The sequence below is a fragment of the Streptomyces sp. NPDC057249 genome (assembly GCF_042669245.1).
Lineage (GTDB): Bacteria > Actinomycetota > Actinomycetes > Streptomycetales > Streptomycetaceae > Streptomyces.
Genome location: NZ_JBHUXS010000018.1, coordinates 76,946 through 103,018 on the forward strand (window position 1 = coordinate 76,946; position 26,073 = coordinate 103,018).

The 26,073-nt window shown below is 75.0% G+C and carries 24 protein-coding genes; 10 read left to right on the plus strand and 14 right to left on the minus strand.

What is annotated here, in order from left to right; translation table 11 throughout:
• Positions 1-67: 67 nt before the first annotated feature.
• Together ACFUJY_RS28105 and ACFUJY_RS28110 are read right to left on the minus strand one after the other, a co-directional pair.
• A complete protein-coding gene (locus tag ACFUJY_RS28105) occupies positions 68-1,003 on the minus strand; it encodes a class I SAM-dependent methyltransferase (protein ID WP_383304799.1) in 936 nt (311 codons plus the stop codon).
• A gap of 70 nt (positions 1,004-1,073) precedes the next feature.
• Entirely contained in the window at positions 1,074-1,814 is a 741-nt protein-coding gene (locus ACFUJY_RS28110) for a class I SAM-dependent methyltransferase (RefSeq protein WP_383304801.1), read from the minus strand.
• A 101-nt stretch (positions 1,815-1,915) separates the two neighbouring features.
• On the opposite strand from ACFUJY_RS28110, the gene ACFUJY_RS28115 reads away from it, so the two are divergent.
• The gene (locus ACFUJY_RS28115; RefSeq protein WP_383304802.1) at positions 1,916-2,878 is read left to right on the plus strand and encodes a LysR substrate-binding domain-containing protein; all 963 of its coding nucleotides are present in this window, start codon (positions 1,916-1,918) and stop codon (positions 2,876-2,878) included.
• A 30-nt stretch (positions 2,879-2,908) separates the two neighbouring features.
• Here the strand turns inward: ACFUJY_RS28115 and ACFUJY_RS28120 are convergent, their stop codons facing one another.
• Positions 2,909-3,214 carry a 4a-hydroxytetrahydrobiopterin dehydratase gene (locus ACFUJY_RS28120; RefSeq protein WP_383304804.1) on the minus strand — a complete coding sequence of 102 codons (306 nt, stop codon included), beginning with the start codon at positions 3,212-3,214 and terminating at the stop codon, positions 2,909-2,911.
• Positions 3,215-3,277: 63 nt separating this feature from the next.
• Here ACFUJY_RS28120 and ACFUJY_RS28125 point away from each other — a divergent pair, with 63 nt between their 5' ends.
• Positions 3,278-4,087 carry a helix-turn-helix domain-containing protein gene (locus ACFUJY_RS28125; RefSeq protein WP_383304806.1) on the plus strand — a complete coding sequence of 270 codons (810 nt, stop codon included), beginning with the start codon at positions 3,278-3,280 and terminating at the stop codon, positions 4,085-4,087.
• Between the two features lie 52 nt (positions 4,088-4,139).
• Here the strand turns inward: ACFUJY_RS28125 and secD are convergent, their stop codons facing one another.
• The 4 genes from secD to ligA all read right to left on the minus strand — a co-directional run bounded on the left by secD (position 4,140) and on the right by ligA (position 10,129).
• Positions 4,140-6,431 carry a protein translocase subunit SecD gene (gene secD, locus ACFUJY_RS28130; RefSeq protein WP_383304808.1) on the minus strand — a complete coding sequence of 764 codons (2,292 nt, stop codon included), beginning with the start codon at positions 6,429-6,431 and terminating at the stop codon, positions 4,140-4,142.
• 44 nt (positions 6,432-6,475) lie between these two features.
• Entirely contained in the window at positions 6,476-7,057 is a 582-nt protein-coding gene (locus tag ACFUJY_RS28135; protein WP_383304810.1) for a hypothetical protein, read from the minus strand.
• Entirely contained in the window at positions 7,054-7,866 is an 813-nt protein-coding gene (locus ACFUJY_RS28140) for a rod shape-determining protein (protein WP_383304812.1), read from the minus strand. The genes ACFUJY_RS28135 and ACFUJY_RS28140 overlap by 4 nt, the downstream gene beginning before the upstream one ends.
• Positions 7,867-8,029: 163 nt before the next feature.
• A complete protein-coding gene (ligA, locus tag ACFUJY_RS28145; protein ID WP_383304814.1) occupies positions 8,030-10,129 on the minus strand; it encodes an NAD-dependent DNA ligase LigA in 2,100 nt (699 codons plus the stop codon).
• A 235-nt stretch (positions 10,130-10,364) separates the two neighbouring features.
• On the opposite strand from ligA, the gene ACFUJY_RS28150 reads away from it, so the two are divergent.
• From ACFUJY_RS28150 to ACFUJY_RS28160, 3 genes are all read left to right on the plus strand, one after another.
• Positions 10,365-11,345, plus strand: a complete 981-nt coding sequence (locus ACFUJY_RS28150) for a DUF1996 domain-containing protein (RefSeq protein WP_383304816.1) — start codon at positions 10,365-10,367, stop codon at positions 11,343-11,345.
• A 70-nt stretch (positions 11,346-11,415) separates the two neighbouring features.
• A complete protein-coding gene (locus ACFUJY_RS28155) occupies positions 11,416-11,982 on the plus strand; it encodes a DUF305 domain-containing protein (RefSeq protein ID WP_383304818.1) in 567 nt (188 codons plus the stop codon).
• Between the two features lie 74 nt (positions 11,983-12,056).
• Positions 12,057-13,109, plus strand: a complete 1,053-nt coding sequence (locus ACFUJY_RS28160) for a LacI family DNA-binding transcriptional regulator (protein ID WP_383304820.1) — start codon at positions 12,057-12,059, stop codon at positions 13,107-13,109.
• Here ACFUJY_RS28160 and ACFUJY_RS28165 read toward each other — a convergent pair whose 3' ends face one another.
• The gene (locus tag ACFUJY_RS28165; protein ID WP_383304822.1) at positions 13,110-15,215 is read right to left on the minus strand and encodes a phage holin family protein; all 2,106 of its coding nucleotides are present in this window, start codon (positions 15,213-15,215) and stop codon (positions 13,110-13,112) included.
• 83 nt (positions 15,216-15,298) lie between these two features.
• Positions 15,299-15,703 carry a hypothetical protein gene (locus tag ACFUJY_RS28170; protein ID WP_383304824.1) on the minus strand — a complete coding sequence of 135 codons (405 nt, stop codon included), beginning with the start codon at positions 15,701-15,703 and terminating at the stop codon, positions 15,299-15,301.
• Between the two features lie 225 nt (positions 15,704-15,928).
• Between ACFUJY_RS28170 and ACFUJY_RS28175 the strand changes: the two genes are divergently transcribed.
• Together ACFUJY_RS28175 and ACFUJY_RS28180 are read left to right on the plus strand one after the other, a co-directional pair.
• Positions 15,929-16,711 (plus strand): MBL fold metallo-hydrolase, encoded by a 783-nt coding sequence (locus ACFUJY_RS28175; RefSeq protein ID WP_383304826.1) that lies wholly within the window; start codon positions 15,929-15,931, stop codon positions 16,709-16,711.
• Positions 16,708-17,334, plus strand: a complete 627-nt coding sequence (locus ACFUJY_RS28180) for a DedA family protein (RefSeq protein ID WP_383304827.1) — start codon at positions 16,708-16,710, stop codon at positions 17,332-17,334. The genes ACFUJY_RS28175 and ACFUJY_RS28180 overlap by 4 nt, the downstream gene beginning before the upstream one ends.
• Here the strand turns inward: ACFUJY_RS28180 and ACFUJY_RS28185 are convergent.
• The 3 genes from ACFUJY_RS28185 to ACFUJY_RS28195 are packed head-to-tail and all read right to left on the minus strand — an operon-like array spanning position 17,282 to position 20,508.
• The gene (locus ACFUJY_RS28185; protein WP_383304829.1) at positions 17,282-18,373 is read right to left on the minus strand and encodes an MBL fold metallo-hydrolase; all 1,092 of its coding nucleotides are present in this window, start codon (positions 18,371-18,373) and stop codon (positions 17,282-17,284) included. The two genes, ACFUJY_RS28180 and ACFUJY_RS28185, sit on opposite strands and share 53 nt — an antisense overlap.
• Before the next feature lie 36 nt (positions 18,374-18,409).
• Positions 18,410-19,660: an aminotransferase class I/II-fold pyridoxal phosphate-dependent enzyme gene (locus tag ACFUJY_RS28190; protein ID WP_383304831.1), complete on the minus strand. Its 1,251-nt coding sequence runs from the start codon at positions 19,658-19,660 to the stop codon at positions 18,410-18,412.
• A 32-nt stretch (positions 19,661-19,692) separates the two neighbouring features.
• The gene (locus tag ACFUJY_RS28195; RefSeq protein ID WP_383304833.1) at positions 19,693-20,508 is read right to left on the minus strand and encodes an IclR family transcriptional regulator; all 816 of its coding nucleotides are present in this window, start codon (positions 20,506-20,508) and stop codon (positions 19,693-19,695) included.
• A gap of 116 nt (positions 20,509-20,624) precedes the next feature.
• On the opposite strand from ACFUJY_RS28195, the gene ACFUJY_RS28200 reads away from it, so the two are divergent.
• From ACFUJY_RS28200 to ACFUJY_RS28210, 3 genes are all read left to right on the plus strand, one after another.
• The gene (locus ACFUJY_RS28200; protein WP_383304835.1) at positions 20,625-22,121 is read left to right on the plus strand and encodes a bifunctional phosphatase PAP2/diacylglycerol kinase family protein; all 1,497 of its coding nucleotides are present in this window, start codon (positions 20,625-20,627) and stop codon (positions 22,119-22,121) included.
• 174 nt (positions 22,122-22,295) lie between these two features.
• Entirely contained in the window at positions 22,296-23,105 is an 810-nt protein-coding gene (locus ACFUJY_RS28205; RefSeq protein WP_383304836.1) for a class I SAM-dependent methyltransferase, read from the plus strand.
• 57 nt (positions 23,106-23,162) lie between these two features.
• A complete protein-coding gene (locus ACFUJY_RS28210; protein WP_383304838.1) occupies positions 23,163-23,516 on the plus strand; it encodes a VOC family protein in 354 nt (117 codons plus the stop codon).
• On the opposite strand, the gene ACFUJY_RS28215 is transcribed toward ACFUJY_RS28210, so the two are convergent.
• Both ACFUJY_RS28215 and ACFUJY_RS28220 read right to left on the minus strand, forming a co-directional pair.
• Positions 23,513-24,049 carry an AAA family ATPase gene (locus ACFUJY_RS28215; protein WP_383304840.1) on the minus strand — a complete coding sequence of 179 codons (537 nt, stop codon included), beginning with the start codon at positions 24,047-24,049 and terminating at the stop codon, positions 23,513-23,515. The genes ACFUJY_RS28210 and ACFUJY_RS28215 overlap by 4 nt on opposite strands.
• Before the next feature lie 16 nt (positions 24,050-24,065).
• Entirely contained in the window at positions 24,066-26,033 is a 1,968-nt protein-coding gene (locus ACFUJY_RS28220) for a DUF5107 domain-containing protein (protein WP_383304842.1), read from the minus strand.
• Between the last annotated feature and the right edge of the window lie 40 nt (positions 26,034-26,073).

The following is a 26,073-nucleotide window of genomic DNA, read 5'->3' on the forward strand; positions in this document are numbered from 1 at the left end:
CGGGACCGCCGTCCCCGCTCGTACGCGAGCCGGGGGCGGCGGTCCCGTCGTTGCGGGGGGGGCGGGCTCAGGCGTCGCGTCGGCCCAGGTGGAGGGTGCGGGCCAGGAGCAGGAAGACGTCCGGGCGGCGGTGCAGGGACGCCGGGTCGTCGGGGTCGAGAAGCCGGTCGAGCACGGCGTTGTCGTCGGCGTCGAGGTGGTCGCGCAGCCCGTCGCGGCGGCGGGTGAAGTCGGCGACGACCTGTTCCCGGGCGGCGTCGCCGAGGGGCGCGGGCAGGTCGAGCAGGAAGCTGCGGGTGCCCTGCGGGGTGAGTCCCGCGGCGTCGAACAGGGCCGCCCAGTCCTCGACCTCGCGCCGGGCGTCGGGCAGCTCCGCGCGCATCTCCTGGAAGAGCTCCGCCTCGGCGGCCTCCATCCGGGCCTCGATGCCGGGCCTGCCGAAGCCCAGGTCGCGCGGGAGCTGCCGGGGCTGGAGGCCGCCCTCGACCAGGGCGACGGTGCCGCCGGGGCGCAGCAGCCCGCCGAAGCCGGCGAGCACGGCGCGCTGGTCGCCCATGTGGTGCAGGGTGTTGCCGGCCCAGATCAGGTCGGCCTCGCCGAGGGCGGAGAGCTCTTCGGGGAGGGTGGCGTGCAGCGTGGTGACGCGGCCGTCCAGCCCGAGCCGCCGGGCCCGGTCCCGGGTGCGGTCGAGGAGGGCGGGGGTGCCGTCGACGGCGACGACCTCGGCGTCCGGGAAGACCTCGGCGAGCAGGCAGGCGACCACCCCGGGGCCGGCACCGACGTCGAGGACCCGGCGGACCTCCGGGGCGGTGGGCAGGGCGGCGATCCAGCGGGCCGCCTCGGTGTACTGCGCGCTGCTGAGCTCGGCGTTGCGCTCCAGGAGCGGGGCCATGACGTCCCAGTCGGGTTCGGCGCCGCCGTGGTGGTGCCCGTGCGCGGAGGGCTCGTGGTGCAGGCCCTGGTGGCCGTCGTGGTGGTGGCCGTGGCTGGAGTGGTTGCTCATGCCACCAGGTTCACCATGGCCTGCCGCCGAGGCAAACATCCTTGCTGTTCCGGCAAGTCGCCCGGGTGGGCTACCGACGCCGGAACGCCAGCAGCCGGTACTGCGGGTCGGCTCGCTCGCGGTCCTGGTCGGGCAGGGCCGCCAGCTCCCGGACGAGCCGTTCGGCGGCGTCCCCCGGCAGGGCGAGGCGGGAGGTGTAGTAGCGCCGCCGGACCCCGCGTGCCGCGCCCACCGGTGAGCGGCCCTGCCCGTGTCCGGTGAAGAACGCCTCCCCCAGCACTTCGAGGCCGCCCTCCGCCGCATGGGCGACGACCAGGTCCGTACCGTCGGCCGGGGTCGGCGCCAGATAGGGGGCGAACACCTCGTCGATGTCGCTGCCCACGTCGTGCGCGGCGTCCTTGTCGACGGTGGTGACGAACACCCCGCCCGGCCGCAGCACCCGCGCGGCCTCCGCCACCACCGCCCGGACCGCGCCCGCTTCGCGCAGCAGGTGCAGCAGCCAGACGGCCGTGACCGCGTCCACCGCCGCGTCGGGCACGGGCAGCCGGCGGGCGTCCGCGAGCACGACGGCGCCGACGCGCTGCCGGGCCACGGCGGCCATGCCGTGCGCGGCGTCGGAGCCGGTCACCCGCAGCCCGGGCCGGCCGGCCGCGATCCGTCCGGTGACCAGGCCCGTGCCGCAGCCGACGTCCAGCAGGGAGCGTGCCGTGTCCGGCAGCAGGCCGAGCACGGCGGTGGCCGCCGCCTCGGCGCGCGGCAGCCCGCCGCGCGTCTCGTCGTAGACCGCGGCCTCGTGGTTGTAATCCAGCATCGGGGGCGACTCTAGGCCATGCTCGCGGTCTGCGGGCCCGAACCAGAGGTCTGAACCACCGACGTATTGCCGTGCGGCCACGGGAGCCATAACGTGCGGTGATGGAGCTGGAGTTGCGCCATCTGCGAACCGTACGTGCCATCGCCGACACCGGCAGCCTGACCAAGGCCGCCACCGCGCTGGGCCTGGCACAGCCCGCCCTCAGCGCACAGCTGCGGCGGATCGAGAAGGCGCTCGGCGGCCCGCTGTTCGACCGCGACCACACGGGCGCGCGGGCGACGCCGCTGGGCGAACTGGTCCTGGAGCGTGCCCGGGTCGTCCTGCCCGCCGTCAGTGAACTCCAGGAGGAAGCGGTCCGGTTCGCCAACGCGACGGGGTCCATGGAGCGGTTCCGGCTGGGCGGCACGCACGGCCCGCTCCTCGGGGGTCTGGTGGACCGGCTGGCCGCCGCGCATCCCAAGACGCCGGTGTCCACGTACACCTCCTGGTCGGTGGCCGAGATCGCCGCGCAACTGGTGGACGGCCGGCTCGACTTCGCGCTGATCGGGACCTGCGGCGAGAGCGCCCCGCCGGAGCAGGACCGCCTGGAGTGGCAGGTCGTCGGGATCGACCCGGTCTTCGTGATGCTGCCCGAGAGCCATCCGCTGGCGTCCCGGGGCGAGTTGGAGCTGTCCGAGCTGGCGGGCGAGTGCTGGGCGGACGTGCCGGGCGACGGCTGCTTCGCCGACTGCTTCGTGGCGGCGTGCGCGCGGGCGGGGTTCCGCCCGGTGTCGGTGTACGAGACGGACACCTCGTCCGTCGTCCACCTCGTCCAGGTCGGGCGCGCGGTGGGGCTGTGCCGGGCGACGTTCCCGCCGACGCCGGGGGTGGTGACGCGTCCGGTCGCCGGGGCTCCGCTCAGCTGGCGCCACCTGCTGGGCCGGCACCCGCGCTCGGCCGCCGCCTCGGCGGCGGCCGGAGCGGTGAGCGGGCACACCCGGGCGGCGTACGCCCAGGCGGTGGAACGCAGCGAGAGCTACGCGCGCTGGCTCGCCACGCACCCCGGGTTCGGCGCCGCTGCCTGAGGGCGCCGCCCGGCCGTGGGACCGGCCGCCCTACTCCGCCCCGTGGCCCGGCGCCACCGCCGCGACCCTGGCGGCGAGGCCGAGGTCCTTCTCGGTGACCTTGCCGCCCGCGTCGTGCGAGTTCACGGCGAGGGCGACGGTGTGGTAGCCGAGCTTCAGGTCGCTGTGGTGGTTCAGCTCGTCCTGGATCGCGGCGACGTGCATCGCGAGGGCGGCGGCGGCGAAGTGCGAGGGCAGCCGGTAGGTGCGGGCGATCCGGTCCCCCTCCAGCGTCCAGCCGGGCAGCTCGCGCAGCCGGTCCTCGATCTCGTTCTGCGGCAGGGGTGCGGCGGGCATGGGGCGGCTCCCTCACGGGTGGTCGATTCCGGTCGGCGGTGCCGGGAACGTTACGGTCTCCGTATGACAACTGTCGCGCTCGACACGGGGGTAGGGCCGCTGCTGCGCAGCTGGCGGGAGCGGCGCCGGGTCAGTCAGCTGGAGCTCGCGCTGCGGGCCGGCTCCTCGGCCCGGCACATCTCGTTCATCGAAACGGGGCGCTCGCGGCCCAGCGAGGAGATGGTGCTGCGGCTCGCGGAACACCTGGACGTACCGGTCCGGGAACGCAACGCCCTGCTGGTGATGGCGGGTTACGCCCCGCACTACGCGGAGACCGCGCTCGACGACCCGGCGATGGGGGCGCTGCGGGACGGCCTCGACCGGCTGCTGCGGGGCTACGAGCCGTATCCGGCGTTCGTCGTGGACGGGACGTACACCGTGGTGGCGGCCAATCAGGGGATGACCCGGCTGCTCGACGGCGTGCCGGAACACCTCCTGGCGCCGCCGCTGAACGCGATGCGGCTCACCCTGCACCCGGAGGGCCTGGCCCCGCGCATCCGGAACCTGCGCGAGTGGCGGGCGGACCTGCTCGCGCAGATGGAGCGCCAGATCGCGCTGGTCCGTTCGCCGGAGCTGCGCGAGCTGTACGAGGAGGTCGCGGGGTACCCGCTGCCGGCGGGCCCGGACGGGCACGAGGACTGGCAGCCGCCCTCTTCGTCGGTGCCGTTCGCCCTGCCGCTGGTCATCGAGCACGACGGGCACGTGCTGTCCTTCATCGCCTCGATCGCCACGTTCAACACGCCGATGGACGTGACGGTGGCGGAGCTGGCCGTCGAGACGCTGTTGCCGGCCGACGCGGACACCGCCGCGTATCTGCGCTCGCTCGCCCCCTGAGGGCGGGCCGGGCCCGTGTCCGCCGGACGGGGCGGCACGGGCCCGGCGGCGGCTACACCCGCGCCCCGTTGTCGTGCGGGTCGCGGCGTCCGGCGCCCTGCCGGGCGCGCGGGGCCCTGGTGCGGGCGGGCGGCGGCACCTTGCTGGTGCGTTCCAGCAGCAGCGCGGCCGGTACGGCGGTCATCACCGAGGAGTACGTACCGACGACGACGCCGATCAGCAGGGCGAGGGCGAAGTCCTCCAGCGAGTCTCCGCCGAGGACGGCGAGGGCGGTGAGGATGAACAGGGCGCCCATCCCGGTGTTCACCGTCCGGGGCACGGTCTGCAGGACCGCCTGGTTGGCCACGTCGGCGAGGGGTTTGCGGCGGGCCTTCGCCCACAGTTCCCGCACCCGGTCGAAGACCACGACGGAGTCGTTGACGGAGTACCCGATGACGGTGAGGAGCGCCGCCAGGAAGATGCCGTCGACGGTGCGCCCCAGCCAGGCGAACACCCCGACCAGGATGATCACGTCATGCACGAGCGCCCCGACCGAGGCGACGGCGAACGTCCAGCGGAACCGGACCGCCAGATAGGCCAGCTGCACGAGCACGGCGATGGCCAGGGCGATCAGGGCGTTGCGCCGCAGTTCGTCGCCGAGGCTGGGGCCGATCAGCTCGTCGCGGACTTTGGTGGCCTCGCCGCCCTCGGCGGCCAGGGCCGCCCGTACCGCGTGTTCGCCGTCGTTGTCGAGCTCCCCGGCGCGTACCGAGATGTCGCCCGCGCCGGCCGTGGTGACCTCCGCGTCCCCGAACCCGGCGCCCGCGAGGGCGGTGCGCGCGGTCTCGACGTCCACGGGGCGGCTGGTGGAGTACTCGACGAGGCGGCCGCCGGTGAACTCGACGCCGAAGTTCACCCCGCGCACCACGATGCCCGCCACGGCCACCGCGATCAGGACGGCGGAGACCGTCAGCCAGCGGCGCGGGAAGCGCATGAGCTGCGGGTCGCGCCGGGTGAGCCAGGTCCGCACCCGGCCCGGGATGGCGATGCCGTTGACGCCCCGGTAGTCCGCGACGAACCGCGAGCGGGCGGCGATCTCGGTGAGGGCGCGGGCGATGACCAGCGCGGAGAACATCGACGCCAGGACGCCGATGGCGAGCGTGACGCCGAATCCCTTGACCGGTCCGGAGCCGAGGAAGAACAGCAGCCCGGCCGCGATGAGCGTCGTCACGTTGGAGTCGGCGACGGCGGTCCAGGCACCCTTGAACCCGGCGGCGAGCGAGGCGCGCAGGCTCTTCCCGGGCCGTCCGGCGTACTCCTCCCTGGCCCGTTCGAAGACCAGCACGTTGGCGTCGACGGCCATGCCGATGGCCAGCACGAACCCGGCGAGTCCCGGCAGGGTCAGCGTGACGCCGAGGGCGACGAGGGCGGCGTACGAGATCACTCCGTACGCCGCGAGCGCCACGGCGGCGAGGGCTCCGAAGAGGCGGTAGACCACGATGACGAACAGGGCGGTGGCCGCCGCGCCGATCAGGGCGGCCCGCGCGCTGGCGTCGATGGCGGCGGCGCCGAGCGTCGGGCCGACCGTCCGCTGCTCCACGATCTCGACCGGCACGGGCAGCGCGCCGCCCTCGATCAGCAGCGCGAGTTCGCGGGCCTCGTCCGCGCTGAACGAGCCGGTGATCTGGGTGGAGCCGGACGGCAGGCCCGTGCCGCAGGAGACCGTCGGCGACACCTGCGGGGAGGAGATCACCCGCTTGTCGAGCACGATGGCGACCCGGCGCCGCTCGTCCTGCACCGGGTGGCAGGCCGCCTCCCCGGTCAGCCGGGTCCACTCCCGGCCGGCGTCCTTGTGGAAGTCGAGCGACACGGTCCAGCCGGCGCCCTGCTGGGCGTCGAAGGACGCGGACGCCTCCTTGACCCCGGCGCCGGACAGGGCGACGGGGCCGAGGGCCAGTTCGCGGCCCTGCTCGTCGGGCAGGGTCCGCCCCTTGCCGTCCTCGGCGGTCGTGCCCGGGCCCTGGACGGCGTGGAAGGTGAGCTGGGCGGTCTTGCCGATGACGTCGGCGGCCTTGCGCGGGTCCTGGACGTCCGGGAGCTCCACGATGATCCGGTCCTCACCGGACCGGGTGAGGGTCGGCTCCGTCACCCCGAGCGAGTCGATGCGCCGGCGCAGCACCTCCAGGGTGCGGTCGGTGCTCTCGCGGTCGGCCTTCGCGGTTTCCGAGTCCTCGGCCTGGAGCACCATGCGGGTGCCGCCCTGGAGATCGAGGCCGAGTCTGGGGGACATGGTCAGCGTGATGAACACGGAGACGAGCAGCACGGCCGCAGCCAGTACCGCCCGCACCGTGGTGGCGCGCGTCATTGCGGGTTTCCTCCGAGGGGGCGCCGGGCACGCCCCCAGCCCGGTCAGGACGGCGGGAACGTCACGGCGTTGATGGGTCGCGGGACCGGAAAGCGGTCCCCGGGCCGGTGGACACCGGCACTCGGAGGCCCGCGCACGCCGGGCAGCGCCACGCGCGGGCGCTGGACGGCGGAGGCGGGGGCGGTACGGACGGACCAGGGGGCGGTACGCGGAAGCGGGGCCCGCACGGGGCACGGGACGAGCCCGCCGGGGCCCGGCGGGGGCAGCTGGTGTGCGGTACGGGGGTGCTCGGCGGCGGCCCACGGGGTGGTGTCCCGGCCCCGGTCCACGGTGGCCGGCGGCGGGACGGACGAGGCGGCCGGGGCGGTCGGGGGCGTCGGCCCGGCCGCGGCCGGGCCGGTGGACCGCTCGGCGGTCGCCTCCCGTACGGGCGGGGCGGGGGCGGCCGTCGCGGGCGTCGTGGACAGGGCCGCCGTCGCGCGTACGGGGAGACCCGCTCCGGCCGCGGCGGGTGCGCCGCCGACGAGGGCGAGCACGGCGAGGAGCAGCGCGACCAGGCAGTGCCGCGCGGCGGACGGGCGCCCCGGGTGCGCGTTCCCCGGGGGCGGCCCCGGGAGCGGGGTCACCGGGGGCGGCCGGGCAGGGCGGGCGCCGTGGCGTGGCGGAGGACGGAGCTGAGAACCAGCCCGGCCCCGCGCACGACCGTGGTCGCCGGGTCGTCCGTGCGCCGGACCGGGACGCCGAGGCGGACCGCTATCCGGTTGGTGACGTCGGGGCGCAGCGCACCGCCGCCGGTGAGCAAGGGGCCCCTGCGCAGGGCGCCGAGCAGCGCGCCGTGCGGGTCCTGCCGCCACATGGCCATGACCATGTCCAGGACGGCGCGGACGGCGGCGGTGGGCGGTTCGCCCGGGGCCAGGTCGCTGAGCCCGGTCTCGGCGAGCCGTGCGTCGCGCACCAGGCCGTCCACGAGCAGGGTCGCCTCGGTCAGCTCGGCGCCGATGTCGAGGACGAGGAGCGGGCCGCCGTCCCCGGGCCCGGCGCAGGCCGCGGCGGCTCGGGCGCTGTCCAGGACGATGACGTCCGAGGGGCCGAGGGCGCGGAGCAGGTCGCGGGCGGCGGCCCGGTGCCCCGGGCCGGCGAGCACGGGGTGGCTGAGGACGATGACCGCGTCCTCACGGCGTTCGCCCAGGGCCCGGTCGGCGATGCGGGCCAGCATCCGGCCGCAGGAGTCCGGGTCCACGATGCGGCCGCGCCGGACGGGCCGGCCCGGGCCGTACTCGCCGGTCCCGTGGACGGTGTCCGCGAGGACGCCCTGTCCGGGGACCCAGGCCCGGGTGCGGGAGCTGCCGAGATCGAGGGCGAGGCCCCGGGTGGCGCCCCGGTCGTGCCGGTGGACGGAGCGGTCGTGCCGCCGTCCGTCGCGCAAAGAACGCATCGCCCCTCACCCCCGGCTCGCAGCCGCGGCCGTACACACACCCAGTGACCCGCTGATCGCGAGGCATGGCCGAGCCCTCACTATGCAATAGGGAGGCAAAGAAAGCCACTCCCACGCAAAATCGAAGGACCGGGCCAGGCCCCGCACCCAGCGTGCGTGACGCCTACGCGTCAACCGGCAGGAACTCCGCCAGCAGCTCCGCGAACTCCTCCGGCGTCGCGATCCGCACCCCGAGGTCCTCCGCCTTGGCCCGCTTGGAGCCCGCCTTCTCGCCGGCCACGAGCAGCGTCGTGCGCTTGGAGACGCTGGAGGAGGACTTTCCGCCGGCCCGCTCGACCAGCTCGTTCATCTGGTTGCGCGACAGCTTCTCCAGGGCGCCCGTCATGGCCCCGGTGACCACCACGGTCATGCCGGCCAGCGGAGCGCCCTCGGTGCTCGCGGCCGTCTGCTCGTCGGCCTCCTCACCCGGTGCGGGCGGCGGGGTCGCGCCCGGTTCGGTCATGGTGAGACCGGCGGCGACCAGCTTGTCGATGAGCGGGGCGAGCCCGGCCAGCTCCGCGACGACGCCGGCCGCCTTCTCCTTGCCTATGCCGTCGACCCGCTGCAACTCCTCCTCGTCGGCGGCCCGGATGCGGTCCATCTCCGCGAAGTAGCGGGCGATCCGGCGGGACATGGAGCGCCCGGTGCCGCGCACGCCGAGGGCGCAGAACACCCGGGAGAGCGGCTGCGAGCGGGCCGCGTCGATCGCGGCCAGCAGATTGTCGGTGCTGGTCTCCCCCATCCGGTCGAGCGTGAGCAGCTGTTCGCGCTCCAGCATGAACAGATCGGCGAAGTCGGTGACGAGAGCGGCGTCGACCAGCTGGACGACCCGGGTCGTGCCCAGCCCTTCGATGTCGAGCTGGTCCCGCCCGGCGGCGTAGGAGACGGAGGCGACGACGCGGCAGTCGCGGCCCCGCACACAGCGCCAGCGCTGCTCGCTGCTGTCGATCTCCGAGCCGCACTGGGGGCACGCCTCGGGGAAGACGACGGGCTGTTCGTCACCGGTCCGCAGATGGGCGACGGGCGCCTCGATGCGGGGGATGATGTCGCCCGCCTTGTAGACCATCACGTGGTCGCCGATGCGCAGGTCCCGGCGGGTGATGTCGGCCGGGTTGTGCAGGGTGGCGTAGCCGACGGTCGAGCCGTCGATCTCGACGGGCTCCAACACGGCGCGCGGCGCGATGATGCCGGTGCGGCCCACGTTCCACTCGACGCCGAGGAGGCGGGTGACCTTCTCGACGGCGGGCAGTTTGTAGGCGATGGCCCAGCGCGGGGCCCGGGTGCCGGAACCGGCGTCGCGCTGATCGGCGGCCGGGTCCGCCTTGATGACGATGCCGTCGATGCCGAACGGCAGCGCGGCGCGCAGCGCGGCGACCTCATCGATGCGGGCCTGGACCTCCTCGACGGTGGCGGCGGTGCGGGGAGCGGCCTCCGTGTCCGCGGCGGTGTGCACGCCCAGCTCGGCGACCCGGGCGAGCACCCGGCTGTGCGGCAGTTCGGCGAGCTCGGCGGCCAGGTCGCCGGAGTCGGGCAGCGGCAGGGCGCCGTACGCGAAGAACGTCATCTCCACCGTGTACGCGCGGTCCTTGGCGCGCAGGGTGCCCGCGGCGCCGTTGCGCGCGTTGGCGAAGGGGGCGCCGCCGTGCTCGGTGCGGACCGCGTTGGCCTGCTCGAACTGCTCGGTGGTCATCAGGATTTCGCCGCGTATCTCGATCGTGACCGGCTCCGCGAGCCGCGCGGGGAGTCCGAGGACGGTCCCGATGGCGTGGGAGACATCCTCACCGGCGGTCCCGTCGCCGCGGGTGATCAGCCGTTCCAGACGACCCTCGCGGTACCGCGCGGCGACCGCCAGCCCGTCCAGCTTCGGCTCGACGCTCCACGCGGTGACGGGCCGTCCGATCCGGCGCTCCAGCAACGCGGTCCAGGTGGCGAACTGCTCGGCCGAGAAGACGTTGTCGAGGGAGAGCATCGGCACGGTGTGCGGCACGTCCCCGACGGCCGCACCGCCCGCCACCTTGCCGGTCGGCGAGGCGGGCAGCACCTCCTGCGGATGCTCCCGCTCGTACGCGGCGATGCCGCGCGTCAGGCGGTCGTAGGCGTCGTCGTCGAGCGTGCTCTCGCCCGTGGCGTAGTACGCGGCGGCGGCCTGCGCGGCCTCCTCGACGGCGGCGGCGTAGGAGGCATGGTCGGCGAGCACGACTGCTGAGTTCGTCATGCCCTCCATCCTGCCGCCCACCACTGACAACGCCCGTGCCGGAGGAGAGTGGAGAGCGCTCTCCACCGCATCCCCCTCGGTGTTCCGCTGCCCTATTCGTCAAGAGAGCGCTCTCCCACTCCCGGCAACCCGAGTCGGCACAGAGAGGGCCGAAACCAAAGGTCGGTTGACCGCATTGACATGCCCCGAACACGCCTTTACGTTCCCCTGACAGAGAGCGCTCTCTCGCCTGATCAGACCGCCCATGATCAGGGCACATCCCCCCACCACTTCCCCGAACAGGAGTGCCGTGCTCTTCTTCCGTCAACGCAGCAACGGCGAGGACAGCCGCCGCAGAACCCCGTCGCCCCGGCGGTACCGCGCGGCGGCGCTCGCCGCCGCCGCGCTCGCCCTGACCCTCCTTCAGACCGCCACCGGCAGCGCGTCCGCCGGCCCGGCGGCGCCCGCACCCAAGGCAGCCGCCGACGTGGTCCGGGTGGCCGAGTTCCTCGCCGAGTGCCCGTACACCCACCGGGCGCCCGACGACCCGATCGTCTTCCCGGGCCTGCCCGGCGCCTCGCACATGCACAGCTTCTTCGGCAACGACTCCACGAACGGCCACTCCGACCTGGCCTCGCTGGAGAAGGCCAGGAGCACCTGCTCACCCGACATCGACCTGTCGTCGTACTGGGTGCCAACCCTGTACGACGGGGACAGGGCGGTGGAGCCCACCGGCACCACGTTCTACTACCTGGGCGAGGGCGTCCGGGACGACGTCATCCGGCAGATCAGGCCCTTCCCCCGGGGTCTGCGGATCGTCGCGGGCAACGCCAGGGCGACCGGGCCGAACGACAACACCATCTCGCGCTGGTCCTGTCTGCACCACGGCGAGGTCAACCCGTCGCACGACTTCGTCAACTGCCCGGCCGACGCGATGCTGGAGTCGTACCTCGACTTCCCGCAGTGCTGGAACGGCAAGGACCTCGACTCGCCCGACCACAAGAGCCACATGTCGTACCCGGTCAACGGCGAGTGCCCGGCCACCCACCCGGTGCCGGTGCCCAAGCTCCGCCAGGTGCTGCGGTATCCGGTGAACGGTGACCCGTCCAGGTTCCGCCTGGCGTCCGGTCCCGGCTACACGATGCACGGCGACTTCTTCAACGTGTGGCCCGAGGCCGAACTGGCTCAGCGCGTGCGCGACTGCATCAACGCCATCATCAAGTGCGGGGCCGACGGCACCCCCTGACGCACACCCCGCCCCCACCCGCCGTCCGGGGCCCCGCGCCCCGGACGGCTCTCCCCCGAGGGAGCCCCTGATGAAAGCGGCCCGCAGTGCGGCGGCGCTCACCCTGCTGCTCCTCCTCCCGACCGGCTGCGGCTCCCCGGCGGCCGAGCCGGAAAGCACTCCCCCGCCCGCCACCGGCGCCCCCGCCGATCCGACGGACGCCGCCTGGGCTCAGCTCATGACCCCGATGAACGAGTCGGCCGTGGCGCTCCTCTCACTCGCCGCCGACCGCTCCGGCGACGCCGACGTACGGCGCTGGGCGGCCGGGCTGCGGACCTCGCAGAACCGGGAACTGGCCCGGCTGCGGCCGCTGCTGACCGAGATGGGGCTCCCGGGCACCAATGTGCACGAGGGCCACCACATGCCGGGCATGGTGACGGCCGACGACCTCCGGCGCGCCCGCGCGCTGAAGGGCGCGGCCTTCGACCGGTTCCTGGTGGACCGGATCGGGGGCCATTTGCGCCAGACCGCCCAGGTGTCGCGCTCGGAGACCGGGGCCGGCACCCGGCCGGACGCCAAGCGGCTCGCCGCCGCCCTGGTCTCCGCCCGCCGGGCCGAGATCGCCCGGCTGCCCACCCTGCCCGGCGCTTCCGGCTGACGGCCGGGTCAACGTAGTCCCAAGGCGTCCAGGGCCGTTGCCCCGCCGGTCGTACCACCCGGTATAAAGACTGCATGCCTGCCGACGTACCGCCGCCCGCCCGCCCCGTGACCTTGGAGGACGTCGCCGGAGTGGCCGGTGTGTCACGGGCGACGGTGTCCCGGGTGATCAACGGGGCGACCACCGTGGACCCGGCGCTGCGGCGGACCGTGGAGGCGGCGGTGGACGCCACCGGCTACGTCCCCAACCGCGCGGCCCGCTCGCTGGTGACCCGGCGGACCGACTCGATCGCGCTGGTCGTCTCGGAGCGGGAGCGGCGCACCGTGCCCGAGCCGTTCGTCGGCCGGATGTTCTCCGACCCGTACTTCGGGCGCGTGGTCGCCGGTCTCCTGGAGGTGCTGCGCCCGGCCGGCATCCAGCTGGTCCTGATGCTGGCCGACGACCAGGAGTCGCGGGACCAGTTGCTCTCGTACCTGCGCCACGGACACGTCGACGGGGTGGTGCTCATCTCGTCGCACGCGGAAGACCCGCTGCCCGGGCTGCTGCACGGGACCCGGCTGCCCGCCGTGCTGGCCGGGCAGCCGCGCAGGCCGACGCCGCTCACCTATGTCGAGGCGGACCAGCGGGCCGGGGCGCGGCTGGCCGCCGACCATCTCGCCGCGCTGGGCCGCCGCCGCATCGGCACGGTGTCCGGCCCGCAGGACATGCCGGCCGGTCAGGCGCGGCTCTCCGGGTTCCTGGACGCGCTCGCGGCGCACGGCATCGGGGACGTGGTGACCGCCGAGGGCGACTTCACCCACGCCGGGGGCGCGGCGGCGATGCGGCGGCTGCTGGCGGAGCGTCCGGATCTGGACGCGGTGTTCATCGCGTCGGACCTGATGGCGCTCGGGGCGGTGCCGGTGCTGCTGCGGGCCGGGAAGGAGGTCCCGGACGACGTCGCGCTCGTCGGGTTCGACGACAGCAGTGCCGCGCTGGCCTGTGATCCGCCGCTGACGACGGTCCGGCAGCCGGTGGAGGAGATGTCGGCGGAGATGGCCCGGCTGCTGCTCAAGCAGATCGGCAAGCCGGTGGACCCGCCGCCCTCGGTGATCTTCCACCCGACGCTGGTGCGCCGGCAGTCGGCCTGATCAGGCGCGGCCGGCCCGTTCGTCCGGGCGCCCGTCCGGCCGCACCGGCACCTGGGGCCCCGACGCCTCCTGGAGCCAGCGCCTGAGGACCCGGTGCACGGCCTCGGCCCCGACGAGTTCGGCCGGGCGCTCCCCGTCCTCGCCGGTGACGGCGTCCAGCGGGTCCGTCATGGTGCGGGGCCACAGCAGGAACGGCCGGGACTGGTCGCCGCCCAGGCCGCCGTGCGAGCCGATCTGCTCCTCGAAGGCGTGCACGGTGCCGGTGGCGGGGTCGTACATGGAGTTGACCATCACGTCCGCGACGTGCGGGAAGGTGTCCGTCCGCCGGATCGCGTCCGCGGCGCCGGGGCCGTACACCGCCAGCGGCCCCTGTCCGTCGGCCAGCTCCGCGACGGGCACCCGCACCCCGTCGCGGGCCAGCACCACGGAGCCGTGGCGCTCGCTGCGGACCAGCAGGAAGCCGATGCCCGGGTGGTTGGCGAGGGTGGAGAGCAGCGCGGGGTGGCGGCGCTCCAGCTGCTCCTGGGACGCCCGGCCCTCGATGTCCGGGAAGGAGATCAGGCCGAGGTTGCCGGAGGCCAGGACTATCGGGTCGAAGGGAACCGCGACCTGCTCCTCCTGGCCCTCGGCGACCGGTCGGCGCAGGGCGATGCGGACCGCGTCGCGCGCCTCGGAGGCGCTGCGGGTGCGCTGTGCGCGCCGGGGCACGGGCAGTCCGCTGCCCGCCCGCACCAGGTCCTTGAGGGTCAGCCCGTACACCCCGGCGAAGGTGTGCCCAGGGCTCTGGCCGTGGTCGGACAGGAGCACGATCCGGTACGTGCGGGGCGCCTGCCGGGCGACCTCGGCGATCAGGGCGAGCGCCCGGTCGAGGCGGGCGAGCACCTTCTCCGCGTCCCGGCTGCGCGGTCCGGAGTGGTGCGCCACCTCGTCGTAGGCGACCAGGTCGGCGTAGACGGCGGTCCGGCCGGCGAACATGTCGCCGATGACGGCGGCGACCACCACGTCCCGTTCCACGACCGTCGCGAAGGCGCGGATGAAGGGGTACAGGCCGCCGCGCTTGATGCGGGGCGTCTCCTTGCGGAGGCGGGAGCGGGTCGACTGGGCGATCTCCCGGCAGACCTCGGCGGCGAAGGAGCCGGCGGTGCGGACGGCGTTGGCCGGGTCGGAGAAGTAGGCGAAGTACCCGGCCCGTGACCGGCGGCCCTTGCCGAGTCTGGCGGCCATCGAGAGGACGAGCGCGAGCTGGGCGGCGCCGCCGCTGAAGAGGTTGCCCCGGCTGGCGCCGTCGAGGGTGAGCAGCCCGCCGTCCCGGGTGCGGGCGACGGCGCGGCGCTGGAGCTCCAGTGCGCTGGCCGGCTTGCTGGAGACCATGACGAGGCCGGTCTCCTTCTCGTACCAGCGGAAGGCGGGCACGTCGTGGTTGGTGCCGTGCAGGATGCCGAGTTGGCTGGCACCGGTCTGGCTGGACCAGTCGGTGCGCCAGGGCATGAGCCGGTGGCCTCCGGGTTCGGCGAGCCAGTGGGCGACGGTCGGCATGACACCCCCCGCGGCCGCCGCGACGAGGGCGTCGTGGCCGACCCCGTCGAGCTGGATGAAAACGGTGCCGGGCGGGCCCCCGCCCGCGTCGCCGTCCGTGCCGCTGCGCCGGCGGCGGCGGTCGGCCAGCCGGGAGAGGCGGCGGCGGTAGGCGTTGTCGTCGCGCACGGCGAGAGCGGTGGAGGTCGCGGAGGCGACGGCGGACATCACGGCCGCGACGGCGACCGCCGTCTCCGGGGCCGCGGCGCCGCGGCCGTCCGGGATGAGCCACAGCGCGATGAGCAGCAGTGAGCCGTTGAGGAAGAAGACGAGGGCGCCGAGGACGAGGGCGGGGACGATGAGCAGGGCCCGTACCAGAACCGGCCAGACCAGCGCGGAGAGCAGTCCGAAGGCGCCCGCGCCCCAGGCCGCGGTGAAGGCGGTCTTGGTGGTGCTGTCGCCGTCGGGGGACTGGAGCCGGAAGTCGGGGAGGATGCCGGCGAGCGCGAGCATGGTGAGCGTCGAGACGGCCCAGACCGCGATCACGCGCATCAGCGCGGCGCCGGTCCGCCGCCATCGTCTGTCGCTCACGCCGTCGTCACCTCACGTCCGGGCCCTGCCGTTCCGGGCCCTGTCCCAGCCTTTCACAGCGGGCCGGACGGCCCGGCGGCCGGTCAGCAGCCGTCGTATCCGGCGGTCGGCATCGAGAGGCGGCGGTGCACACCGGCCTTGCCGTCGGCGGTGTAGGACGGCTCGGCGAGCCCGGCGATCTCCAGGCGTACGCCGCGCCTCTCGCACTCGGCGGTGAACTCCGGCACCGAGGCCAGGGCGCGGGCGAGGACCCGGTCGCTGGGGGCGACGAACAGTTCGACCTCGCCGCTCTCGATGTCGGACCAGAGCGCCGGGTGGTCGGGGCGCAGACCGTAGAGGCGCAGCTGCCGGGTGACCACGTAGCCCTGGTCGGCGGCCCAGCGGGCGCACATGGCGTGCTGGCCCCGGGTGTCCACGAGGAACGGATCGCTGTCCAGCTCCTCCAGCGGCGTCAGGCTGGCGATGGCCGCCACGCGTACGTCCCCCATGGCCCGTCTTCTCCCCGTGCTCGTCGTTCCCCGACCCTATGGGTCCGTGCGCGAGGGCCGCGGGAGCGTTCCGGGGCGGTGAGGGGGCGCACGGGGGCACGGGGCCCGGCCGGTGATCCACGGGTGCGCCGGGGTGCGCGGGCCGCCCGGGCACGACTGGCCGTAGGCTCGTCCGGGCAGGTGTGGAGGGGTCCGAAGGGTCCGGTGAGCAGGAGGAGGCGTCACGTGCCGGTGGAGATCACCTGGTGGGGTCATGCCACGTGCACGATCGAGGACTCCGGGGTCCGCTTCCTGACCGATCCGCTGTTCGTACGGCGCTTCGCGCATCTGCGGCGACGCCGCGGCGAGCTGCCGGGTCCGGACGCGGCCGTGGCCGACGTGGTCCTCATCTCGCATCTGCACTCCGACCACCTCCACCTGCCGTCGCTGGCGCGCGTCGCCCCGGGCGCGCGGGTGGTCGTGCCGCGCGGTTCGGTGCGGTCGGTGCCGGGGCTGCGGGTGCTGCGCCGGGCGCGCGGTCTGCGGATCACCGAGGTGGTCGCGGGCGACGAGGTGCGGGCGGGCGGGGTGCGGGTCCGGGCCGTCCCGGCGCTGCACGACGGCCGGCGCCTGCCGCTGGGCCCGCACCGCTCGCCGGCGCTCGGTTACGTGGTGGAGGGTGCGGCGCGCACGTACTTCGCCGGGGACACCGGGCTCTTCGAGGACATGGCGCAGGCGGTCGGCCCGGTGGACGTGGCGCTGCTGCCGGTCGGCGGCTGGGGGCCCTACCTGGGCCACGGGCACCTGGACGCGGGACGGGCGGCCCAGGCGCTGACCCGGCTGCGGCCGCTCGCGGCGGTGCCGGTGCACTACGGCACGTACTGGCCGATCGGGATGGACGGGGTCCGGCCGCACGAGTTCCACGCGCCGGGCGAGGAGTTCGTGCGCAAGGCGGCCCTGGTGGCGCCGGAGGTGGCGGTGCACCGGCTGGCGCACGGCGAGCGGGTGCGGCCGGAGGGCTGCGCGTGATCGAGTTCCTGCGCCAGGCGGCGCAGCTGCCCGCCGAGTCGACGCAGCAGGCGGTCGGCTATCCGTCGCTGTTCCTGCTGGTGGCGCTCGGCGCGCTGGTGCCGGTGGTGCCGACGGGCGCGCTGGTGAGTTCGGCGGCCGTGGTGGCGTTCCACCAGTCGTCGCCGTTCTCGCTGCTGGTGGTGTTCGCGGTGGCGTCGTCGGCGGCGTTCCTGGGGGACATGTGCCTGTACTGGCTGGGGCAGCGGGGGGTGCGGTCGAAGAACGGGTCGCGGTGGCTCCGGACCATTCGGGACCGGGCGGCGCCGGAACGCCTGGAGCAGGCGCAGCGGAAGCTGGACGAGCACGGGGCGACGGTCCTGGTGCTGTCCCGGCTGGTGCCGGCCGGGCGGATACCGGTGATGCTGGCCTGCCTGCTGGGCCGGATGGAGCTGCGGCGGTTCGCCCGGGGCGATGTGCCGGCGTGTCTGGCGTGGGCGGCGACGTACCAGCTGATCGGCATCCTGGGCGGTTCGCTCTTCCCGGAGCCGTGGCAGGGGGTGGTCGCGGCGGTGGGTCTGACGCTGGTGATCAGCGGGGCGCCCGCGGTGTGGCGCCGGACGCGGACGTGGTGGGCGCGGTGATGCCGGGCGGCCCGGGCGCCAGCAGGCGGGAGCCGCCGATGGGCAGGTCCCAGAGCCGGTCGCGGGGGTGTCCGGCGCGCTGCCAGGCGGTGCGCAGCCGGGTGAGCGGTTCGAGGACCGGTTCGGCGGACAGCAGGAAGGTCGCCCAGTGCATCGGGGCCATGGCGTGGGCGCCGAGGTCTTCGTACGCCTGCACGGCCTCCTCCGGGTCCGTGTGGACGTCGCCGAGCCACCAGCGGGGCTCGTACGCGCCGATCGGCAGCAGGGCGAGGTCGATGCCGGGGTGGCGGCGGCCGATCTCGGCGAACCAGTGGCCGTATCCGGTGTCGCCGGCGAAGTAGATCCGGCTGCCGTCCCCCGCGCCGGTGGTGTCCTGGACGACCCAGCCGCCCCACAGCGAGCGGCAGGTGTCGGTGAGGGTGCGCCGGGACCAGTGGTGCGCGGGTACGAAGTCGAAGCGGACGCCGTCCAGCTCGGCGGACTCCCACCAGTCGAGCTCGGTGACGTTGGCGAAGCCCCGGCGGCGGCACCACTGGCCGAGTCCGGCCGGGACGAACAGCGGGGTGTGCCGGGGCAGCCGGCGCAGGGTGGGGGCGTCCAGGTGGTCGTAGTGGTTGTGGCTGATGACGACCGCGTCCACGGGCGGCAGGTCCGCCCAGCGGACCCCGACGGGTGTGATCCGGGCCGGGGTGCCGAGGATGCGGCGGGACCAGACGGGGTCGGCGAGGACGGTGAGGCCGCCGGTGCGGATGATCCAGCTGGCGTGCCCGGCCCAGGTGACGCACGAGGCGCCCGCCGGGACGGGCGGCAGGGGTTCGGGGGCGTACGGCAGCCGGTGGATGTGGCGCAGGCCCTCCGCGTTGGGCCGGATGGCGTGCTCGCGGGCCAGCCGGGTCATGCCCCGGACTCCGGGGAGCGGGGCGGTGAGCCGGTCGGCGAAGCTGCGGGGCCAGGTGCGCACCTCGCCGAGCGGGCGCGGGGTGACGACGTCGCCGCAGACCGCGGGGGGTGCGACCGGGCTCTCGGTCTGGTCCGTCATCGGGGCTCCCGTCCAGGAGTGCGCCGGCGCGGTGGGTCAGCGCGGTGCGTCGAGGGCTGCTCGGAAAATGCTCAGCGCTGCCGCGATGTGCGGCAATTCGAGCGGGTCCGGGGCGGTGAGCGCTTCGGCCTGCCGCTCCGGGTCCGTGCCGAGGAGCACGCCGGTGCCCAGGCGGACCCGCAGCGCGCCGAGTTCGTCGCCGAAGCGGTGGCCGCCGGGGGCGGGGGTGCCGAGCCGGGCGGACAGGAACTCCTCCAGTTCGAGCGAGTCGGTGACGCCCCGGGCGGCGAGCCGGGAGCGGAGCGGGCCCAGGTCCGCGTAGAGGTGGCGGCCGGCCTGCGGGGGCCGGGCGAGGGCGCCCCAGCCGAGGACGGCGCGGTGCGCCTCGGTGGCGAGCCGGGCGTGCAGGGCGGCGGAGCGCCGGGCGCGTGCGGTCACGGCCTCCGGTTCGCGCAGTGCGTGGGCGGCGGCCGCCGCGACCGGTCCGGCGACGGAGGCGCCGAGCGCGGTGAGGACGTCGAGCGTACGGGCGTGGCGGGCGGCGGAGCGGTCGGTGCCGGGGAACCGGGCGACGGCGACCGGCCAGGCGGCCGGGGTGAGCGCGCCGTACAGACCGGAGACCACCGTCACGTCGTCGGGGCACATCTCGGCCGGGCTGACCAGGACCGTGTCGTGCGGGCGGTGCACGGTGTCGCGCCAGGTCTCGTCGCTGACGATGTGGAGCCCCTCGGCCACGGCGGCCTCGCACGCCTCGCGCACGAGTTCCGGCGGGGCGACCGTGGCGGTGGGGTCGTCGGCCACCGAGAGCAGCAGCAGCCGGGGCCGGCCGCCCTCGGCGCGCACCCGCCGCACGGTTTCGAGGAGGGCGTACGGGTCGGGCACCCCGCCGCACTCGGCGGGCGTGGGCACCTGGTAGGCGGGCCGGCCGAGCAGCCTGGCCTGCGGAATCCAGGAGGCGGGGCAGGGGCGCGGCAGCAGCACGTCGCCCCCGTGCGCGGCGATCAGGGCGAGGAGGAGCGGCGCGGTGCCGGGTGCCGCCGCCACGCGCTCGGGGCCGCCGCGCAGGCCGCGCCGGTCCCAGTAGGCGCAGGCGGCCTCGCGCAGGGCTGCCGATCCGCCGGCGGGTTCGGGGGCGGCGCGGCCGGCGGCGGAGGCCAGTACCTCGGCGAGTTCCGGCAGCACGGGCAGTCCCGGCCAGGGGGCGGGCGGCCCGTAGCGTACGGGGCCCCGGTCCTCCCGGACCGTGTCCGTGCCGTGCTCGTGCCGCCCGGTCCGCTCCCGGCCCATCGGGCCTCCTTCGCCGTCCGCCCTCCGGACCTTTATACGAGGGAACCGGGCGGGGCGCCCGGTGGCTCTGCGGTCCGGGCCGTGCCGCGGTCGTGCCCGAGGCGGCCGGACAGCTCGTCGGCGCCTTCGCGGGCGAGGGCGGCGAGTTCCCGCTCGCGTTCCTCGGTCCAGCGGATCATCGGGACCGAGACGGAGAGCGCGGCGACGACCCGCCCCGACCGGTCGCGCACCGGGGCGGCGACACAGCTGACGCCCGGGTCGGACTCCTGGTGCTCCGTCGCCACGCCCCGTTGCCGGACGGCGTCGAGGGCGGCCCGCAGCTCGCGCTCGCCGGTGAGGGTGTGCGGGGTCAGGGCGGCCGGTTCCAGGCCGTCGAGCCTGGCGTCGAGCTCCGGGGCGGGCAGTGAGGCGAGGAGCATCTTGCCGGCGGACGTGCAGTGGGCGGGCAGCCGGTGGCCGGCCGCCGACACCGTGCGGACGGCGTGGGTGGAGTCGGCCTGGGCCACGCAGACGGCATCGGTGCCGTCCAGGATCGCCACGTGCACGGACTCGCCGCACCGCTCGGCGACGCGCCGGGCGACCTGGCGGCCCTCGGCGGCGAGGTCGAGCTGTTCGGCGTACCGGCTGCCGAGCTGGTAGGTGCGCACGCCCAGCCGGTACCGTCCGGGCCGGTCGGGGTCCGTGACCAGGTAGGACCGGGCGGCGAGCGTGGTGAGCAGTTCGTGGACGGTGGTGCGGGGCAGCTGGAGCTTGCGGGTCACCTCGGGGGCGGACAGTGTGCCGTCGCCCTGGAGGAAGAGTTCGAGCACGTCGAGTGCCCTGGTCACCGCGGGGACGAGTCGCCCCATGGCCGTGCACCCCCCTCTCCTGTCCGGCGTCCAGGCCGGTGACCGGTATGACGATCACAGGCTACCGTCGGCGTGGCTGCTGGTTCGGGGCGGCGATGCGGGGTATCCGCTGTCGCATGTCGTCAGCGAGCAATGCTTCCGTCCCGTCCCGGATCGCCGGGCTGCGCGACCGGTTCCACCGGCGCGATCTCGCCGTGTTCCAGAACCTGGCCCAACGGCACTGGCCGGCCGCGGGTCCGGTGCTGCCCCGTCTGAGCCGCAGCGCCAATCACGGGCTCCTGTGGTTCGGGGCCGCGGCCGGCATGGCCGCCTTCGGGGGCAGTGCCCGGGCCCGGCGGGCCGCGCTGCGCGGGATCGCCTCGCTCGCGGTGGCGTCGGCGGCGATCAACACGGTGGGCAAGGGCGCGGTCCGCAGGCAGCGGCCGCTCCTGGACGCCGTGCCGGTGATACGGCAGCTGAAGCGGCAGCCGGTGACCACGTCGTTCCCGTCCGGGCACGCCGCTTCGGCGGCGGCGTTCGCCACCGGGGTGGCGTTGGAGTCGCGGGGCTGGGGCGCGGTCGTGGCGCCCGTCGCGCTGTCCGTGGCGGCGTCCCGCGTGTACACCGGGGTGCACTACCCGAGCGATGTGCTGGCGGGGGCGGCGCTGGGCGTGGGGGCGGCGTTCGCCCTGCGCGGGGTGATACCGACCAGGGGACAGCTGCCCGCGCCGGGCAGACCGCCGGCCGACGCGCCCGCCCTGCCCGAGGGCCGGGGCCTGGTGGTGGTCGCCAACCAGGAGTCGGGGACGGCGACCGCGACGGCCTCGCTGATCCGGAACGCGCTGCCGGAGGCGGAGATCGTGGAGTGCCCGCCCGGCCGGCTCGCCTCGGAGCTGGCGCAGGCGGCGGACCGGTGCACGGCGCTGGGGGTGTGCGGCGGGGACGGCACGGTCAACCTGGCGGCCTCCGTGGCGGTGGAGCACGAGGTGCCGCTCGCGGTGTTCCCCGGTGGGACCCTCAATCACTTCGCGTACGACCTGGGTATCGAGACCGTCGCCGACGCCTGCTCCGCGCTCGCCGCCGGCAGCGCGGTGCGGGCGGACCTGGGCCGGTTCCGGCCGGGGCCGGACGGCGGCGACGGCTACTTCCTGAACGCCTTCAGTCTGGGTGTGTATCCGGAGCTGGTGCGGATGCGGGAGCGCTGGTCGCCCCGGATCGGCGGCTGGCCTGCGGGGGTGCTCGCGGCCCTGCACGTACTGCGCGGCGAGCGCCCGCTGGAGGCCGAACTCCAGGGCCGGTGCCGCCCGTTGTGGCTGCTGTTCGTCGGCAACGGGCTGTTCCAGCGGGTGGGCCCGGCGCCCGGGCGGCGGCACAACCTGGCCGACGGGCTGCTGGACGTCCGCGTGGTGCACGGCGGCCGGACGCCCGGCCTGAGGCTGCTCGCGGCGGCGGTCGCGGGCCCGCTGACCCGCTCCCCCATGCATGCGGCGGTGCGCCGGCAGCGGGTGCGGGTCTCCGGCCTGAAGCCGGGGACGCCGTACGCGTACGACGGTGAAGTGGCGCACAGCGAGAAGGAGTTGATGATCGACAAGCTGCCGGAGGCGCTCACGGTGTACTGCCCGCGACCGGCGTAGCGAGACCGGGCCGGGGGCCCGGGGAGGGGCGGTCGACGCGAGGTCGGCCGCCCTTTCGCGCATCCGGCCGCCGTCCACATCGCAAGATACCCATCTCATTATTCGGCGACAGGCTCTACGGTGGTCCTGTCGATCAGCGCTTCCGCGGTTCGCGTTTCGAGAGAGGACACGGCCATGCCGAAGGAGACCGCCGTCTACACCCACGGCCACCACGAGTCGGTGCTGCGCTCGCACCGGTGGCGCACCGCCGCCAACTCCGCGGCCTACCTCCTCGGGGAACTGCGCCCGGGACTGGACGTGCTGGACGTCGGCTGCGGCCCGGGCACCATCACCGCGGACCTGGCCGCACTGGTGGCGCCGGGCCGGGTGACGGCCGTCGACACCACCGACGAGATCCTGGCCCAAGCGGCCGAGGCCGCCGCCGAACGCGGCCTGGACAACGTGGAGTTCGCCGTGGCGGACGTCCACGCCCTGGACTACCCCGACGACTCCTTCGACGTGGTCCACGCCCATCAGGTCCTCCAGCACGTCGGCGACCCGGTCCAGGCACTGCGCGAGATGCGCCGGGTGTGCCGTCCGGGAGGCGTCGTCGCGGCGCGCGACAGCGACTACGCGGCGATGACCTGGTTCCCCGGGTCGCCGGGCATGGACCGCTGGGCGAACCTGTACGGCAGGGTGGCCCGCGCCAACGGCGGCGAGCCGGACGCCGGACGCCGGCTGCTGTCCTGGGCGCGGCAGGCCGGATTCACCGACATCACGCCCACGGCGGGCTCGTGGTGCTACGCGACGCCGGAGAACCGGGCCTGGTGGAGCGGGCTGTGGGCCGACCGTACCGTCGGATCGGCGTACGCGAGGCTCGCGGTGGACGGCGGGCACGCCACGGCGGAGGAGCTGGCGGAGATCGCCGAGGCGTGGCGCGAGTGGGGCGCGCAGGACGACGGCTGGTTCATGGTGCCGCACGGCGAGGTGCTGTGCCGCGGCTGAGCGCGACCGGGGCCGAAGGGATCACATGGCGGCGGACGGCCAACTAACCTGGCCGCCATGGAAATCCTGGGAACCACGCTGCGTATCTGCGTCGACGACCTGGAGGCCGCGGTGGCCTTCTACGAGCAGCTGACCGGCGCTCGGGCCCTCCGCTTCGAGCGCGGCGGGGTGTCGGTCGCCGCGATCAGCTGCTTCCTGCTGATGAGCGGCCCCGCGTCGGAGCTGGAGATCCTGCGCAAGGTCACCGCGACCATCGCCGTGAAGGACGTGGACGAGGCCCACGCGACCCTGACCCGGGTCGGCGCCCGCGTCATCGCCGGCCCGGTCCCGACCCCGGTCGGCCGCAACCTGATCGCGGTGCACCCGGACGGCTCGGTCTTCGAGTACGTCGACCGCAACCTGCCGGTCTAGCGGAGACCGGTCCGCTCCAGCACCAGTGCGGCGAGTTCGCCGGTGGGCAGTTCGCCGTCCAGCACCACGGTGTCCTCCCGCAGACTTCCCACCGCCGCCACGCACTCGGCGATCCGGTCCTTCGCCCAGCGCCGCGCCGCCTCGTCGCGCTCCGGGTCGTCCGGCATCAACACGCGGTCGTGCAGCCGCTGTTCGAGTACGGGCGGGGAGACGTGGAGGAAGAAGTGGTGGACCGGGACGCCCGCCTTCTCCAGGGCCCCGAAGATCTCGTCGGCGTACGGCCTGCGGATCACCGTCATCGGGGCCAGGACCGGCCGGCCGTACTCCTCGGCCAGCCCCTGGGCCAGCGAGGCCACCTGCCTGCGCCACAGCGGAATGTTCTGGAAGTCGCCGCCCGGCACCTCCACGATCTCGCGCAGCAGGAAGCCGACGTACTCCGGGTCGAAGACCAGGGAGTCCGGCAGCCGGCGGTGCAACTCGGCTACCAGGGTGGTCTTCCCGCTGCCGAAGGCGCCGTTGATCCAGACGATCATGCGGTACTCGTTCCTGTCAGGCCCGCGGGCGCATCCGGTAGTCGTACGCGTGGGGCAGCGGTTCGTCCGTGAGCCGGTGCCACACCTCCTCAAGGATCTCAGCGCCCTCGCGCAGGTCGGCCACCTCGAAGCCCGCGTCGAACACGGCCTTCGCGGCGTCGGGCCGGCCCTCGTCGATGAGCAACCGGGCTTCCAGCAGCCGGAACCGGCCGCGCGCCCGGACCTCCGGGGGCAGCCCCGTCCACACCGTGCGGGCGGCCTCGGCGCGCCCCGCCGTGAGCAGCGCCTCGATGGCCTCCCGGCCCAGCGCGGCGGTGGCCGCGGTCCACGCCTCGTCGCCGTCGCGGCGCTCCGCGCGGAGCCCGTCGAACGCCTCCGCGTAGTACTCGGCGGCCAGTTCGCGCTGACCGCTCACCAGGGCGGCGACGGCCAGGCAGCGCAGCAGGGGCCAGCGGGAGGCGGCCGCGGCCAGACCGCGTTCCCAGCTCCGGACGGCCTGGGCGCGGTCGTCGGCGTGCCACTGCGCGATGCCGAGGTGGTATTCGGTGCGGGGTTCGGCGGGGGCGGTCTCCAGCATGTCCCGCCAGTGCCAGGAGACCAGGGTGGGCCCGGGGACCGTTCCCTCGGGGCCGGAGAACGCGCCCTGGTCCAGCAGTTCGAGCCAGGGGGCCTGCTCCTCCCCCAGCGTGTCCGCGGTGAACGGTGTGCCGGGCAGCTCGTACCGGCCGCGCCGCACCTCCAGGGCGCCCCAGCCGGACCCGGTGGCGAGGCGTTCGCCCGGTTCGGTGTCGGCGTGGGCGCGCCAGGCGGTGTACGCGGCGTCCACGTCGGCGCGCGGCAGGGCGTCCGCGAGCCGCCGCTCGGTCTCGGCGCGGGCCGCCGCCCAGTCGTCGCCGTGCACGACGGCCGGGTCGGCGGCCAGTGGCCCGTACGACTCCAGCCAGCTGAACTCGCCGCCCGGTTCCAGCGGGACGTGTTCGAGCTGGGTGCGGGCCAGTCCGGCCTGGATCTCCGCGTAGCCGCCGGTGCCGGGCTCGGTGAGCCATTCCTGCCAGCGCCGCCCGCCGCGCCCGCTGCCCCAGAGGAACAGTTTGCGGCCCCGGAGCAGATCGGTGGAGGTCTGGACGAGTCCGCGGCCCCGCTCGTCCAGGGCGGCGATCCAGCGGCGGGTGCCGTCGGGCACCTCGTAGAAGTAGTCGGCGGGGTACTCACCGCGCAGCGGGTAGGTGCGGTCGGTGCCGCCGCTCTCCGGGACCGGGATTCGGGTCAGGGCGCGCTCGTACCCGAAGTGCCACGCCTCGTCGGCCGGGGCGATGACCCGGGTGCCCGGGTCCTCGGGAACGGCGGTGTTGGACCACCAGTAGACGGGGGCGGGCTGCTCGTGCGGGTTCCGTATCCGCACGCCGACGTGCAGGAACGCGGAGTCGGCGGGGAGCCACAGGTCCACCTGGAACGGCAGGTCGCGCAGCCGCTCCCACTCCCAGAGCCGGACCATCTCGCCGCCGTCGGGCGCCGGGACGAGCGCCGCGTGCACCGGGGCGCAGGAGAGCGTCGTGTGTCCGGTGGCGCCGATGTTCCACTCGATGCCGCCGGAGAACCAGGCGCCGTTGAGCGCGAAGTCGGCGGGCTGGAGGACCGGGTTGGCGTAGACGAGGTCGCGGCCGGACGGCTTGTGGACGAGGGAGTGGACGCGGCCGCCGAGGCCGGGCAGCACGGTGACGCGCAGGTGGTCGTTCTCGATGACGATCGCGTCGAGGTCCGTGGGGGTGCGCTCGCGCCCGTACCCGTCGAGGAGGCGGACGGGCAGGACGGTGGCCAGGGGCGCGTGGCCGAGCTGACGGGCCATGTCGCGCGGGAGCCCGGCCCGGTCCCGGTCGTCGATGACGTGGGTCTCGTCCAGTGGCCGCAGTGCGGGCAGCGGGTTCTCCGGCCCGGTCGCCGCCGCGGGCAGGGTCAGGACGGCACGTCGTACGGTGGTGGCCAAGGCAACCTCGCTCCCTCGCGCGGGCCGCCACAGGTCCGGG

Bases quoted from the DNA above. Each gene is read 5' to 3' on its own strand.
- ACFUJY_RS28200 (WP_383304835.1), top strand. From the start codon at position 20,625: ATGTCGTCAGCGAGCAATGCTTCCGTCCCGTCCCGGATCGCCGGGCTG.
- ACFUJY_RS28190 (WP_383304831.1), bottom strand. From the start codon at position 19,660: ATGGGCCGGGAGCGGACCGGGCGGCACGAGCACGGCACGGACACGGTC.
- ACFUJY_RS28170 (WP_383304824.1), bottom strand. From the start codon at position 15,703: ATGGGGGACGTACGCGTGGCGGCCATCGCCAGCCTGACGCCGCTGGAG.
- ACFUJY_RS28210 (WP_383304838.1), top strand. From the start codon at position 23,163: ATGGAAATCCTGGGAACCACGCTGCGTATCTGCGTCGACGACCTGGAG.
- ACFUJY_RS28185 (WP_383304829.1), bottom strand. From the start codon at position 18,373: ATGACGGACCAGACCGAGAGCCCGGTCGCACCCCCCGCGGTCTGCGGC.
- ACFUJY_RS28195 (WP_383304833.1), bottom strand. From the start codon at position 20,508: ATGGGGCGACTCGTCCCCGCGGTGACCAGGGCACTCGACGTGCTCGAA.
- ACFUJY_RS28215 (WP_383304840.1), bottom strand. From the start codon at position 24,049: ATGATCGTCTGGATCAACGGCGCCTTCGGCAGCGGGAAGACCACCCTG.
- ACFUJY_RS28205 (WP_383304836.1), top strand. From the start codon at position 22,296: ATGCCGAAGGAGACCGCCGTCTACACCCACGGCCACCACGAGTCGGTG.
- ACFUJY_RS28155 (WP_383304818.1), top strand. From the start codon at position 11,416: ATGAAAGCGGCCCGCAGTGCGGCGGCGCTCACCCTGCTGCTCCTCCTC.
- ACFUJY_RS28110 (WP_383304801.1), bottom strand. From the start codon at position 1,814: ATGCTGGATTACAACCACGAGGCCGCGGTCTACGACGAGACGCGCGGC.
- ACFUJY_RS28160 (WP_383304820.1), top strand. From the start codon at position 12,057: ATGCCTGCCGACGTACCGCCGCCCGCCCGCCCCGTGACCTTGGAGGAC.
- secD (WP_383304808.1), bottom strand. From the start codon at position 6,431: ATGACGCGCGCCACCACGGTGCGGGCGGTACTGGCTGCGGCCGTGCTG.
- ligA (WP_383304814.1), bottom strand. From the start codon at position 10,129: ATGGAGGGCATGACGAACTCAGCAGTCGTGCTCGCCGACCATGCCTCC.
- ACFUJY_RS28125 (WP_383304806.1), top strand. From the start codon at position 3,278: ATGACAACTGTCGCGCTCGACACGGGGGTAGGGCCGCTGCTGCGCAGC.
- ACFUJY_RS28120 (WP_383304804.1), bottom strand. From the start codon at position 3,214: ATGCCCGCCGCACCCCTGCCGCAGAACGAGATCGAGGACCGGCTGCGC.
- ACFUJY_RS28150 (WP_383304816.1), top strand. From the start codon at position 10,365: ATGATCAGGGCACATCCCCCCACCACTTCCCCGAACAGGAGTGCCGTG.
- ACFUJY_RS28105 (WP_383304799.1), bottom strand. From the start codon at position 1,003: ATGAGCAACCACTCCAGCCACGGCCACCACCACGACGGCCACCAGGGC.
- ACFUJY_RS28115 (WP_383304802.1), top strand. From the start codon at position 1,916: ATGGAGCTGGAGTTGCGCCATCTGCGAACCGTACGTGCCATCGCCGAC.
- ACFUJY_RS28140 (WP_383304812.1), bottom strand. From the start codon at position 7,866: ATGCGTTCTTTGCGCGACGGACGGCGGCACGACCGCTCCGTCCACCGG.